At 39.6% G+C, this 13,871-nt stretch carries 16 protein-coding genes; 1 reads left to right on the top strand and 15 read right to left on the bottom strand.

Annotation, left to right across the window (positions count from 1 at the left end; translation table 11 throughout):
- Positions 1-56: 56 nt before the first annotated feature.
- The 8 genes from spoIVA to LG336_RS19390 form a co-directional block, all read right to left on the bottom strand.
- Positions 57-1,535 (bottom strand): stage IV sporulation protein A, encoded by a 1,479-nt coding sequence (gene spoIVA, locus LG336_RS19355; protein WP_404329123.1) that lies wholly within the window; start codon positions 1,533-1,535, stop codon positions 57-59.
- 224 nt (positions 1,536-1,759) lie between these two features.
- Entirely contained in the window at positions 1,760-2,473 is a 714-nt protein-coding gene (locus LG336_RS19360) for a hypothetical protein (RefSeq protein WP_404329124.1), read from the bottom strand.
- A gap of 31 nt (positions 2,474-2,504) precedes the next feature.
- Positions 2,505-2,705: a DUF2768 domain-containing protein gene (locus LG336_RS19365; protein ID WP_404329125.1), complete on the bottom strand. Its 201-nt coding sequence runs from the start codon at positions 2,703-2,705 to the stop codon at positions 2,505-2,507.
- A 237-nt stretch (positions 2,706-2,942) separates the two neighbouring features.
- Positions 2,943-4,001 (bottom strand): NAD(P)H-dependent glycerol-3-phosphate dehydrogenase, encoded by a 1,059-nt coding sequence (locus LG336_RS19370; protein ID WP_404329126.1) that lies wholly within the window; start codon positions 3,999-4,001, stop codon positions 2,943-2,945.
- Between the two features lie 24 nt (positions 4,002-4,025).
- Entirely contained in the window at positions 4,026-5,336 is a 1,311-nt protein-coding gene (gene der, locus LG336_RS19375; protein WP_404329127.1) for a ribosome biogenesis GTPase Der, read from the bottom strand.
- A 171-nt stretch (positions 5,337-5,507) separates the two neighbouring features.
- Positions 5,508-5,693 (bottom strand): capping complex subunit for YIEGIA, encoded by a 186-nt coding sequence (locus LG336_RS19380; RefSeq protein WP_404329128.1) that lies wholly within the window; start codon positions 5,691-5,693, stop codon positions 5,508-5,510.
- A complete protein-coding gene (locus tag LG336_RS19385; RefSeq protein ID WP_404329129.1) occupies positions 5,683-6,570 on the bottom strand; it encodes a YIEGIA family protein in 888 nt (295 codons plus the stop codon). The genes LG336_RS19380 and LG336_RS19385 overlap by 11 nt, the downstream gene beginning before the upstream one ends.
- On the bottom strand, positions 6,567-7,196 hold the full coding sequence (locus LG336_RS19390; protein WP_404329130.1) for a hypothetical protein: 630 nt from the start codon (positions 7,194-7,196) through the stop codon (positions 6,567-6,569). The genes LG336_RS19385 and LG336_RS19390 overlap by 4 nt, the downstream gene beginning before the upstream one ends.
- An 80-nt stretch (positions 7,197-7,276) precedes the next feature.
- Between LG336_RS19390 and LG336_RS19395 the strand changes: the two genes are divergently transcribed.
- Positions 7,277-7,423 (top strand): YpzI family protein, encoded by a 147-nt coding sequence (locus LG336_RS19395; protein WP_404329131.1) that lies wholly within the window; start codon positions 7,277-7,279, stop codon positions 7,421-7,423.
- Between the two features lie 80 nt (positions 7,424-7,503).
- Here the strand turns inward: LG336_RS19395 and fni are convergent, their stop codons facing one another.
- From fni to sleB, 7 genes are all read right to left on the bottom strand, one after another.
- Entirely contained in the window at positions 7,504-8,559 is a 1,056-nt protein-coding gene (gene fni, locus LG336_RS19400; protein WP_404329132.1) for a type 2 isopentenyl-diphosphate Delta-isomerase, read from the bottom strand.
- 12 nt (positions 8,560-8,571) lie between these two features.
- The gene (gene rpsA, locus LG336_RS19405) at positions 8,572-9,711 is read right to left on the bottom strand and encodes a 30S ribosomal protein S1 (RefSeq protein ID WP_404329133.1); all 1,140 of its coding nucleotides are present in this window, start codon (positions 9,709-9,711) and stop codon (positions 8,572-8,574) included.
- 182 nt (positions 9,712-9,893) lie between these two features.
- Entirely contained in the window at positions 9,894-10,475 is a 582-nt protein-coding gene (locus tag LG336_RS19410; RefSeq protein ID WP_404329134.1) for a lysophospholipid acyltransferase family protein, read from the bottom strand.
- Between the two features lie 2 nt (positions 10,476-10,477).
- Positions 10,478-11,152, bottom strand: a complete 675-nt coding sequence (gene cmk, locus LG336_RS19415; protein WP_404329135.1) for a (d)CMP kinase — start codon at positions 11,150-11,152, stop codon at positions 10,478-10,480.
- Positions 11,153-11,242: 90 nt separating this feature from the next.
- Positions 11,243-11,437 (bottom strand): YpfB family protein, encoded by a 195-nt coding sequence (locus LG336_RS19420; protein ID WP_404329136.1) that lies wholly within the window; start codon positions 11,435-11,437, stop codon positions 11,243-11,245.
- An 88-nt stretch (positions 11,438-11,525) separates the two neighbouring features.
- Entirely contained in the window at positions 11,526-12,875 is a 1,350-nt protein-coding gene (gene ypeB / locus LG336_RS19425; RefSeq protein ID WP_404329137.1) for a germination protein YpeB, read from the bottom strand.
- A 12-nt stretch (positions 12,876-12,887) separates the two neighbouring features.
- The gene (gene sleB, locus LG336_RS19430) at positions 12,888-13,808 is read right to left on the bottom strand and encodes a spore cortex-lytic enzyme (RefSeq protein ID WP_404333228.1); all 921 of its coding nucleotides are present in this window, start codon (positions 13,806-13,808) and stop codon (positions 12,888-12,890) included.
- Positions 13,809-13,871: the final 63 nt, after the last annotated feature.

Here is a 13,871-nt window from a genome sequence, read left to right on the forward strand (position 1 = left end):
TTTCCATATCCATGACAAATAGAAACAAAAAAGACTCCAAATAGGAGTCTGAAATTTTACAATATAATTGCAATTAAGCCGCCTGAACCCTCGTTTATAATGCGTTCTAACGTTTCTTTTAATTTGTAGCGGGCATTTTCCGGCATTAGTGAAAGTTTTGCGGAAATCCCTTCTCTAACAATTGAACTTAAGCTTCGGCCGAAAATATCTGAATTCCAAATGGATAGTGGATCATCCTCAAAGTCCTGCATCAAGTACCGTACAAGTTCCTCACTTTGCTTTTCAGTGCCAATTATCGGCGAAAACTCCGACTCGACGTCTACTTTAATCATATGAATGGATGGAGCCACCGCTTTCAAACGAACACCAAACCTTGAGCCTTGCCTGATAATCTCTGGTTCTTCCAGACTCATATCTGTTAATGATGGAGAAGCAATTCCATAACCTGTTTGCTTTACCATTTTTAACGCATCCGCAACCTGGTCATACTCTGCTTTTGCATATGCGAAATCCTGCATTAATTCGAGAAGATGATCCTTCCCGCGAATTTCTACCCCTACAATTTCTTTTAGGATATCGTCATATAGATCATCTGGGGCAAACAAATCAATTTCGGCTACCCCTTGCCCCATCTCAATTCCAGCTAATCCAGCATTGTCAATGAACTCATAATCACTAAATTGCTGGACTACCCTATCTACATCACGTAATCTTTTAATATCTTTTACAGTCTCTTTGACTGCTTCCTGATAGCTCTCACGAAGCCAATGGTTTTCCCTAAGTACCATAACCCAGCTTGGTAGGTTCACATTTACTTCAAGTACAGGGAATTCATATAATGCCTCACGAAGAACCGTTAATACGTCACTTTCACGCATACTTTCAACACTCATGGAGATAACAGGGATATCATACTTTTCTGCCAACTGTGTTCTAAGGGTTTCGGTGTTCGGGTGATGAGGTTGGGCGCTGTTAACCACCATGATGAATGGTTTTCCTACCTCTTTTAGCTCCTCAATAACCCTTTCCTCTGCTTCGATATAATCCATCCGAGGAATATCCCCGATCGTGCCATCTGATGTAATAACAACACCAATGGTGGAGTGTTCTTGGATAACCTTTCTTGTGCCAATTTCCGCTGCTTCATGGAAAGGTATCGGTTCTTCATACCATGGGGTATTAATCATCCTTGGGCCATTTTCGTCTTCATAACCTTTTGCACCAGGTACTGTATATCCTACACAATCTACTAGCCTAATGTTTACATCTAGACCTTCATCTACGTGAATGGAAGCTGCCTGATTTGGAACAAACTTTGGTTCTGTTGTCATAATTGTTTTACCCGCAGCACTCTGTGGCAGCTCATCCTGACAGCGGGCCCTATCCGCTTCATTGTCTATATTTGGTAAAACAACAAGCTCCATGAACTTCTTGATGAATGTGGATTTGCCCGTTCTTACTGCACCGACAACTCCCAAATATATATCGCCGCCCGTTCTCTCGGCAATATCTTTAAAAATATCTACCTTTTCCAAGTGATCCCCTCCCGATCATAGAGTTAGTGGGAAAAAATATCATCCTTATTGGTAATCTGGGACAATATATACTTATGATGTTGTCCTATACCTCTATGACATTTTTTTTATTTTTTTAGCGTTATTCTATCCCACGGTATGTGTGGGTTCAATTCCCCACTACCACTCCCTGAAGGAAAAAAAACCCTTCTTCCACAATATATTTTGTAGAAGAAGGGTTATGCCTAATTATCTAAAAAGATTGGCTCGCTATTGGAAGAATCAACTGTATAAGGTAGAGAATAAGCAGGGACAAACATAGAGTCCTCTGTAAGGATATAGCGGATATCCTCCCCAGGGGTAGTGTTTTGTTCACTTTCTTTAAGGATATGATAAAGGTCACTACGATAATCCACGTAAATTTCTCCTTCACCAGAAATAACGAAAGGAAGATTTGCTCCAGTGTAAGGACTAATGGCTACAGGAGCCTCTGAAAAACCAAGTTTTGTAAAGTCAAGAGTGAAAACATTTTTAGAAACCTGGTCTTTAAACGGTGGATATTTATTTGTGCTTAATCTTATATTTATTTCTCTAATGGTCTCAGCCACCCTTAAATCTAATAATTTAACAGTTGGGTTTGTTTCAACATCAATAAGGACATATTGAAAAATGCCCCCGTTTTCAAAAGCATTCCCAGGTATTTCCGGTATGTACCCCGGGACAATTTTTTTAAAATCAATTAAATATTTCTGATAAATAGGAGTCGATGCATCTTTTGTTTTAATGGGTAATATACCATCATTGGCCTCTTGGTATCGTTCCACCGCGTTTTGTACCGATTCTATTTGGGCTTCGTACGGAATTTTATTTTGTGCTAAATTTTCATCCGGATACATACATCCCGATAGAAGCATTAAAACGAGTAGAAGACTAGGCCCTATTTTCTTCAGATTGTTCATAGAATTTTCCTACTCTCATTTCCAATATACCTCAACCACTAGTCGGTCCGCTAAATACAACTAAAAAGATAATTATGCCTGCTGCAGCCATAAAGAAATAAGCAATGAAAGCAGTTATAAATTTGAAAAACCCCTTAAGTTTATATCGACTAAAATAAAGTATAATGAGCGATAAAAACATAAAAGCCATCCCAGCAAAGGACACATACATTTTTAATAAAGCTGGCGACAATGTAGACCACTCCCCTTTTCCGAGTTGTATTATAACATAAAATACGGCAACTTGGACAAATGCGTGCTCTTTTCAACACAAAAAAAGCTGAGATAAAGAAGGGGCAGATTCTTTATCTCAGTCAAAACGTGACTAAATTACCCAAACACCCGGTTCAAACCACCAGTTGCTTCGTTGCATTGTATGCAACGTCTCAACTACTCGCATCCTCGAATGCCTATATTTACAAATTAAATCTTATTTAGCAGAATTTGAATCAAGAATATTCGCCAGATCCTCTACTTCATGAGTTTTTTCTCTACTCATCAATCCGTCAACAGCATCTTTTGGATTAACACCATTAAATAAAATTCCATTTAACGCAGCAGTAATCGGCATTTTCACATTAAATTTTTCTGCTAACTGATAGGCAGCTTTCGTTGTCCTTACTCCTTCAACCACCATCCCCATTTTATCTAACACCTCTTGGAGTTGATGGCCTTTCCCCAACATATTCCCAGCTCGCCAGTTTCGTGAATGTACACTTGTACATGTAACAATTAAATCACCGATTCCGGTTAAACCAGAAAAGGTCAATGGACTGGCCCCCATTTTCACCCCGAGTCGAGCAATTTCTGCTAACCCACGTGTGATTAAGGCCGCTTTCGCATTATCCCCATATCCAAGACCATCTGAAATTCCAGCAGCAAGAGCAATAATATTTTTCAATGCACCGCCTATTTCCACCCCAATTACATCTGGGTTGGTATACACCCGAAAATTCTGGTTAATAAATAAATCTTGAATTCGCTCTGCCGCAACCATATCCTTTGCACTAACAGTCACTGTTGTTGGATGCCTAAGGCTTACCTCCTCAGCATGGCTCGGTCCAGATAATACAACAACCTCACTTAACAACTCTGAAGGCATTTCTTCTTCAATCATTTCAGAAATTCTTAATAACGTATCAGGTTCAATGCCTTTACTTACGTGAACAATGGTGAGTGGTTCTTTTTGAAATTGAACTATTTTTTTCAGTACTTCTCTAATCGCTTTTGTTGGTACCGCTAGAATAATCGTTTCCACACCGGCTAGGGCATCAGGCAAATTAGTATACCCCTTAACTATTTCCGGGAGGACGATATCTGGAAGATATTTCTCGTTGGTATGAGTTGTATTGATTTCTTCAATTTGGCTAGGGTTATGGCCCCACAACCTTGTATGGTGGCCATTATCCGCCAATACCATCGCTAAGGCTGTTCCCCAGCTTCCAGCCCCAATTACAGACACTTCCTCTTGTTTCTGTTCCACTCTCATCACAACCTTTTTTAACAAAAAGTTTTAACTACGTTCCCTAGCAAAAATCTTAATTGGAGTTCCTTCAAATCCAAATGCATCGCGAATACGGTTTTCTAGGAACCTCTGATAAGAAAAATGCATAAGCTCAGGATCATTGACAAAGACAACAAACACCGGAGGCTTCACAGCGACTTGGGTGGTGTAATAAACCTTTAGGCGCTTACCTTTATCAGTAGGTGCAGGGTTCATCGCTATTGCATCCATAATTACCTCGTTTAGAATGGTTGTCTGAACTCTTCTAGAATGATTTTCACTAGCCACATCAATCATTGGCATCAAGGTATGGATACGTTTTTTCGTTTTCGCAGATAAAAAGACAATTGGTGCATAACTAAGAAATAGGAAATGTTCACGGATATTTTGTTCAAATTCCTTCATTGTCTTTTCGTCCTTCTCAACGGCATCCCATTTATTTACGACAATGATGACAGCTCTTCCTGCTTCATGTGCATAGCCCGCAATATGTTTATCTTGTTCAATGATACCCTCTTCACCATCGAGGACGACAAGGACCACATCTGAACGTTCAATGGCTCTCAACGCTCGCAATACACTATACTTTTCTGTTGTCTCATACACTTTTCCTTTTTTTCTCATCCCAGCAGTGTCGATAATCACATAATCTTGTCCATTGTACTTGAAGTTTGAGTCAATCGCATCCCTTGTTGTACCAGCGATTGAGCTAACAATCACTCTGTCTTCGCCAAGGATGGCATTCGTTAAGGATGACTTTCCCACATTCGGACGTCCAATTAAAGAGAACTTAATTATATCTTCATCATAATCCTTTGCATCCGATTTAGGAAAGTGTTTTGCAGCCTCATCAAGCAAGTCCCCAATTCCTAAACCATGTGATCCTGAAATAGGGATAGGTTCTCCAAACCCTAATGCATAAAAATCATAAATCTCACTGCGCATTTCTGGGTTATCAATTTTATTTACCCCTAGAACAACAGCCTTTTTGGACTTGTATAGAATTTTTGCCACTTCTTCGTCAGCTGCAGTGACGCCTTCTCTACCATTGACTAAAAAGATAATAACATCCGCTTCTTCAATGGCAATTTCCGCCTGTAGACGAATCTGCTCAAGAAACGGTTCGTCACCAATTTCAATCCCGCCTGTATCAATGATATTAAAGTCGTAAGCAAGCCATTCAGCTGAACTATAGATTCTGTCCCTTGTTACCCCCGGTATGTCTTCCACTATAGAAATGCGTTCACCAACAATTCGGTTAAAGATCGTCGACTTCCCTACGTTTGGACGCCCAACAATAGCTACCACTGGTTTCGCCATATATTTCACCCTTTCAAATACACAATTGATAGGACCTTGAAAAGTCCAAATTTTCACTTTTAGACAATTTACTTCCTACAAGCTGTGATAAAATAAAACCCTTCTTTTTATAGAAGGGCCTAACTTACTTATTCTATCAAAAATGTTCCAATACAGGCAACGAAAACCTTTTTAATGCTTGACGATGATGTAAAGATCCTCAGATAGCCCATGAGCGATCCCATCTAATATCGCTTCTAAATTTGCCGTAACGGTTTCCATTTCCTGTTTTGAATCACAATAGAAGACACCTGTTCCTGCTGCTACCTTATTTTTATTTGTTGTAATAACAGCCAATATATATTTTTCAAGATCCATTCTTCATCCCAACTTTCTCAGTGGACATTCTTATTGCATTTTCAAGAGTCGGCACATCCCCAATCACTTTTATCGCCTTCTCAATATCCCTTTCCTGAGGAAGAACAAATACTCCAACACGTCCATCATCAAGGTCACGCTTGGCGAGCGGAACAAGTGCAGGAGTCCCTGAATCACGATAAACCCCTAAAGCTGTCGATACATCATGTAGAATCGCCTGTCTTTGCCCTAAATTCGCAATAGTAGCTCTTGCGTTAAAGGTCTTGGGTTTCAATACAAACCCCATCCCATAACGAAGTACCTCTTTTTGTCTTTCAGGTAAACCTATATTCATAATATAGATATTGTCTACATACAATCCAACGCCATCAAATCTGGGCTCAACATACTCGACGTCTACAATTTCTTTTAATTTCCCACCTGACATCAAAAAATGAGAGAGGAACATTGATGCTATGGCCGCAATGATTCCAATCCATACGTTAAATAAAAGATAAGCAAGGGTACTTACAAGTGCAGTAAAAATAACTAAATAATTACGACTTTCAAAAGCGATTGCGATTCCTTCAATATAGGTTTTACCTCTAGTAACGAGTTCATAATTATCTAGTTCGGTCAATGTATTCCTTTCCATATTCCTTACTTCTCGGAACTGAGAAGCAGCAACAGTGAGAAACGTGATGGCTGTAAACTCTTCCTTAATAATAGCGGGTCCAAAAACAGCACCTAATCCTGCAGCAATGAAACCCAAAGCCACATGGATTATTTTTCCATGTAAATATGTAGGGTATTGCCGATAATCCGTCCGAAGCATAAATAATCTAGATAATGTTCCTGTTAGTATTCCAAATGCTATCGGAAGCGTGAACTCTGTCATGACGATTTTTGTTTCCCCCTTCCTTGATTCATAAAACTCCCTACCAAATCAGCAAAGTATTGAATGGACACCCATACTCCTAGAATAATGGTCGCTAACGATACAACATCTAGGAATGCTGGAGAGGCAACTGGGTAAGGAAAGGCTAATCTATTCATAGTAAAGGAGAACAAAAATTCCCCAATTAGCATCCCCATTCCAACTGACAATATTTGCAAGTACTTTTCCGTTTGCAGGACTGTAGCTAATAAAAGTAGGCTAATTGAGATTAACCATTTGCGGTCAAAAATGACCCATACCGGATCAAATAATTCAAAAAGCAAAAAACTAACATAACCAAGCATGATAATAAACGACGTAACGAATACACTAAAAAATATTCTATTTCTTAGCTTTGCAGTTTCTATCAAAAAGAAAGTCATAAGTACGATTGCTGGTATGTATACCTCAACCCCCAGAATTACCATTTTATAGGGAGAGGCAATAATCAGAATGAGTAGCAAGAAGGCAATGTTAAATCTGTATTTATTTTGTTTTTCCATAAAAAAGGTGGTCCATACCCAGCCAAGCCATGTAAACCAGTAAAATAATGCCCCTTCCATTGCGTCCCCTCCTATCATTTCCATTATGTCTGCATCCTATGTACTTTAATCTTTCTTGTATAAACTTTTTTACTAGTTCCATGTTAAGAGGAGGAGGTGAAAAAATGGGACGCGATAGACAGGAAAGAAAATTAAGAAAAAGTGGACATGTTGAGTCTGATCGAGATCAAGCACTTCATTATCCTGGGGCTTCAAAACTACAAAGCCCTGAAGAAGCACACAGGCTCAATGACGGTAAACAAAGTGAATAAATAAAGACTTATAGCTTAAATCCATAACCTTTTATAATCCTAAACGACAAAAAAATAAGCCTCTGCCACAAGGCAGAAGCTTATTTTTTCCTAATACTATATTTCTTTGTATCGATTCCTCTTTGAGTAAGCCAGTGCCATGTTTCCCCAGAAATAATCAAGGGCGTATCATGCAATTCCTTCACTGTATTCGTCCCTAGAGCTGTCATAATCATCGTAAGCTCTTGTTTCATCTTATTAATTTCTTCAACTAGTTTCTCAGGTCCACTGTCGGTGAGTATTTTTAATATATACCCAGCAAGTGCTACCGCATTTGCACCTAAGGCAATTCCCTTGGCGATATCTAAACTAGTTTGTATCCCACCAGAGGCAATGATGGGATGGGTTGGACTCATATGTCTAGCCTCAGCGATTGAAACCGCTGTTGGTATCCCCCAGCCCTCAAAAAAGGATAGTTTAGTTAACCTACGCTGATTTTCGATCGCAGCAAAATTCGTCCCACCAAATCCACCTACATCGATAGCAGATACTCCTAAAGAAAAGAGTTTCTCAATCGTTTCTTGCCCCATACCAAAACCTGTTTCCTTTACAATAATAGGAACATTTACTTCATTAACTATCTTATCAATCCGCAAAAGCATACCACGGAAGTCACGGTCGCCTTCTGGCATTGCTAACTCCTGGACAACATTTAAGTGAATTTGTAAAGCATCTGCTTGAACCATCTCTACTGCAGCTTTAGCTTGACCAACGTCGGCCTCACTCCCCAGGTTAGCAAAAATAGTCCCGTTCGGGTACTCCTTACGAACCACTTCAAATGTACGCCTTTCTTCTTGATTCCTTAAAGCTGACATTTGGGAACCCACGGCAATGCCAATATCTGTTTCTTTCGCCACCTGCGCAAGGTTCCGATTGATTTCGAGAGTCTTTTCTCCGCCTCCACCTGTCATTGCATTTATAAAAATTGGCGAACTTAATACAAGTTCGCCAATTTCTGTTTTTAAATTAATGGAGTTAAGTGAAGACTCAGGAATACTTTGATGAACAAAAGTAATGTCATCTAAACCTGTTTTGCGCAGCTGACCAGTCTCAAGGGCAAGCCTTATATGATCTGTTTTTCGTTCACTTCTTGACACTATACATCACCATTATTGTTTTAAATTCTTAAGCTTATCTCCAATCATTTCACCCAACTGAAATCCTTTTGATTCTTCTGGTAGTTCATATTCTGAAGCATCTGGTTCTTCTTTCGGTTCAAATTCCTTCATACTTAGAGATAAACGTTCATCTGCCTTATTTACATCAAGAACCTTAACCTTCACTTCTTGACCTTCTTGCAAGACTTCATGAGGCGTTCCGATATGGCGGTGGGAGATTTGAGAAATATGAACAAGACCCTCAACACCAGGGAACACTTCAACAAATGCCCCATAAGAAACCAAACGTCTAACTACACCTTCCAACGTACTTCCCTTCGGAGCCTTTTCTTCAATATCTGCCCAAGGCCCAGGAAGTGTTTCTTTTATTGAAAGTGAAATTCTTTCATTATCGCTGTCAACACTCAAAACCTTAACCTGTACTTTTTGTCCTTCTTGGACAACATCTGAAGGCTTCTCAACATGCTCATGAGATAGTTGAGAAATATGAACTAGCCCGTCAACCCCGCCGATATCCACAAATGCACCAAAATCAGTAATACGCTGAACCGTTCCTTCAATTACTTGTCCAGCTTCTAGGGACTCAAGAAGACCCTGTTTTTTCTTACTTTGCTCTTGTTCCACAACAGCACGATGGGATAAAATTAAGCGATTTTTTTCCTTATCGAATTCTACAATTTTAAATGTTAGATTTTTTCCCTTGTAATCGGAAAAGTCCTCCACAAAATGGGCTTCTACCAAGGAAGCAGGTACAAATCCACGAACTCCAAGGTCTACTACAAGACCACCTTTGACAACGTCCTTGACCTCTGCTTCAAACACTTCTCCACTTTCAAATCTAGCTTGTAGTTCGTCCCAAGCCTTCTCTGCATCAACCTTTCGCTTTGACAGAATTAATGCATCTTCTTCAACCTTGAGCACTTCTAAATCAAGCTCATCGCCTTCCTTGACGGCATCCTCTGCTTTTTCAATATGAAGGCTTGAAAGCTCACTAATCGGGATAATCCCGTCTAACTTACTATTTTCAATATTGACAATAACTTGCTTTTCTTCTACTTTGGTTACTTGACCTTTAACTCGATCACCAGTATCGAAACTTTTTACCTCAATTTGATTCATTTCTTCTGACATATGTACTCCTCCTTAATCCATGGACTACTCTAAAATATCGAGATGAATTCATCCCATTGAAAATATTAGATAGAGAATATTCTAAAAAAGTCTCTTTTCATTAACTTCTTATAAATCCTCTTTTTTGTCAAGCGATAAAGCACAACTCACACTAGCGGCAATGCTGTTCACTTGTGAAATGCTTATTTGTATTCGTTTAATAGTTTACGGATTTCTCCCATAATTAATTCAGTTGCTTGTTCAGCATTTCCCTTATTTTCTTTGATTATTGCCATATTAATCGGTTTTCCATAGACCACCTTTAATTTGCGCAATGGCCGGTATGGACCGATAACTGCACAGGGAACAATCTGGGCTTCTGTTCTAAGTGCAAAAAAGCCTGCCCCTGCTAGGCCTTTCCCCAGCTCACCGTTCTTACTTCTAGTACCCTCTGGAAATAATCCTAAGACCTTCCCATCTTTTAAGATTGCTAGGCCTTTTCGAAGAGCGTCCCGGTCACTCATTCCTCGTTTGACCGGGAATGCATTTAAATGCGGGACCATTTTCCCTAGAATGGGTACTTTGAAAAGCTCTTCTTTTGCCATAAAGTAAACGGGCCTAGGAGCCATCATTCCAACAATAATCGGGTCGAAATTGTCAATATGGTTCGAACAGAGTAGCACCCCTCCTTCGGCAGGGATATTCTCCCTCCCAATGACCTCAACCCGGTAGAGGGGTTTGAATACACCGTATACAACCGATCTAGCGAAGTCATAAAAAGTCACGATTATCCAATCCTTTCGAGGGCAAGCTTCATTATTTGATCAACGACCTGCTGAATGGATAACGATGTTGTATCGATTTCTACTGCATCTTTAGCCTTTTTCAATGGTGCTACCTCACGCTCTGAATCAAACTTGTCCCGCTGTGCAATCTCTTGCTTCAAGATTTCAAGATCGGATGGGTACCCTTTTTGAATATTTTCAGCGTGCCTTCGCTGTGCTCTTTCTTCGACGCTAGCAAGTAAAAAAACCTTTACCTCGGCGTTAGGTAATACATGGGTACCTATATCTCTCCCATCCATAACGACCCCACCTCTTTCGGCAAAACGCTGCTGTCTTTTTACCATTTCTATCCTAACAGCCTCATGTGCTGCGACAACAGATACATTATTTGTCACTTCTGAGGTTCTTATATCGTTTGTCACATCAGTACCATCTAATAATACAATCTGGCCTGCTTGCCCTGGTAATAAATCAATAGTGGAATCATTAAGGATTTCCATCAGAGCCGCTTCATTTTTGATATCAGTCTGATTCTTGATTGCCTTATATGTGAGCGCCCTGTACATCGCACCTGTATCTATGTATATGTATTCCAGTCCTTCAGCTACGATTTTAGCAACGGTACTTTTACCAGCTGCAGCTGGACCATCAATAGCGATTGAAATTCTCTTATTCATAATGCCTCCTATAACCCGACGGTGTAAATAACATTTCTCTTTATTTTAACACAAGACAAGCAAGTGCAACCAAGAAAAAAAGAAAGCAGGTCATTTCCCTGCTTTCTGATTTTCCCATATCGTTTCTACCGATTCAGTATTTTTTTCTTTCACAACCCCTTCATATTGGGTAATGACCTTAAGTTCGGGCAAAACATTCAACTGATGGAAGAAAAGCTGAGTAATGAACAGAAAAGCAAACTGAATGATAACCAATTTAATTAATATTCTTTCAAACGTTTTCAACCCTATCCCGCTCCTTCCCATTTATTATGGGAAGATTTGTCTCAATTTAATCATAAGGACTTTGTAAGAGGAAAAGCGTGGCTTTTCCTTACACTACGTCTTCGTAAATTTGTTCTGCATTATCCAGTTTTTCTACCTTCTCTTCAATACCACTTTCAGCATTAATATAGATTCTGTACGTGTCGTCCCCTAATACTCCTGTAAACTCGTAGCATAGCACTTCTTTACTTAAGTCATTAAGGATAACACCTAGACCCTCTTCCATAATGTCAACATTTGGATTCACCTGTTTCTTTGCTTCATCAGCAGAAATGGTCGGTTCTGGGATCTCTCTTTCATGATGAGATTTTAAATAATCTTCAGCTGAAAAACCAACGATGTCTCCATTATCTAAAGCGACCTTCACTCTCATGGCATCAGGATAAATTCTGACATCATTCTTTTTCCCAACAAAAGAGAAAACCCCCATATTTTCATACTGCGCACTTTCAAAGAGGTCAAGGTCTGTAAATTCATGATCCTTTAAAAAGGCAATGGCCTTTTCTGCCGCATCATTTAAACTAATTGTTTGTTCCTTGACATCTCGAGAAGAAAGGTACCAGATTGGATATCCTCCCTTTTTGGTAATATCCATTGAAGAATGGGTGTTATTTTTTTTATCCTCGAGGTAGACGCTGAAAAAGCCATAGTCTGCGCCTTCTCCATTCTCAGTTACCTTAATCTCTACCCCATCATTGGGGTTAGCCCATTTCTTCGCTATTTCCTTGGCTTCATTTTTATTTATCTTTTTGCCCTTTAAGTATTTAAAGTTATCATCTTCTTGTTTCATTGTAACCATTCCAGCGCCAAACTCAGTTTCTGAGTAGCTTTCTACGGTTTTCTCTACTGTTTTGAAACCATCAATAATGGTATTATCCTTAGGTGCTCCCTCTGTAGCAAGTGCTAGCTCAACATCCATCCAAGTAAGATGATTTTCAAGCACCATATGTTGAACCTTCCTAAGATCATTTTGGATTTTAGCAGATTCTTGATACAAGGATTTCAACTGATTATATTCCTTATCAGTTAAGGGCTCCTTATCTAAGTCTCGAACTGCTGTTTTGTAAGCAAAATCCCCTACATTTGCTAGAAATTCTTCTGTTTTATTAAAAGGTACTAGCGTCAATGGTAGTTGCCCAACGTCATTGTGCGCTTGGGAAGTAATCTTCCAAACTTCTGCTAGAGCAGGAGAGAGTGAACTTCGGGAATTCATCGCTAATGAAGTTCCAATCTTGTCGTTCAATAGGTCCATCTGAAACGATAGATCATGAAAGGCTCTTTGATAATTATTTTCCGCGTTTTGAAGAATTGCGTTTTTTTCTTGGTGTTCTTGGTAGCCCCAAAAAGCTGCCCCAGCAACGCCTATAGCAAGAACCGTAATTAAGATGCCTCTTAGCAAAATTCCTCACCTCTATTTACAAAAAATATGTTTACCAATCTTCTTAATTTGTGGTCGACCCCAAATCCAGCTGCTTGTCGCTGTATCTGGATTAAAGTAATAGGTTGCTTCTCCCGTCGGGTCCATTCCATTAATTGCATCAAGGACAGCTTTCTTTGCTGTTTCATTCGGAGTTAGCCAAATCTGCCCATCAGCAACCGCTGTAAATGCAAGTGGTTCAAATATAACGCCAGATACCGTATTAGGAAAAGTAGCACTCTCTAGTCTATTGATAATGACTGCAGCCACGGCTACCTGACCTTCATATGGTTCTCCCCGAGCCTCACCATAAACAGCATTTGCCATTAATTGAATATCATTTTGTGAAAATCCGTTTGGCGTATTTGCAGCTGTCACCTTAGACTGATTGTTATTATTTTGTTGCGGTGCCGCTTGGTTTCCTTGTGCTTCAGATTGTCCATTTTTGTTCTCCTGACCACTAGGTTGCTGCTTAGCTTGGCCTTGTGTACCTGATTGATTATTTCCCTTTGCTCCAGTTTGGTTCTTTGCAGGGGCCTTAGAACCACCTTGTTTATTAATGTCTGTTCCACCATAATGGGTAAATTTATTTCCTTCGCGAATTTGTTTTTTTACATGATCCTCATGGTATTTTGAGGCTTTAACAAGTTTCGCTTTTGTCTCTTCTCCAGCCAATCCGTCCACTTTCATTCCAAATTCATATTGAAAATTTCTAAGTGCCCAATAGGTGCCCCAACCAAATACTCCGTCAATTTTGCCGTTGTAAAAGCCGAGGTACTGGAGCCTTGACTGCAATTCAAGGACATCATCACCGACAGCTCCTTGCCTAATCACTTGATTTGAAAACGCCTCAGCACGTTGTTCAAAGTTGCTACAAGGAATCAGAGTGATGATTAAAACGAGTACTGTAACCATTTTTAATAACGACTTGATTTTCACGAACAACCCCCCTGATGTATACTAGTAACATTTAAGATT

Source organism: Mesobacillus maritimus (genome assembly GCF_044803185.1).
Taxonomy (GTDB): domain Bacteria; phylum Bacillota; class Bacilli; order Bacillales; family Cytobacillaceae; genus Mesobacillus_B; species Mesobacillus_B maritimus_B.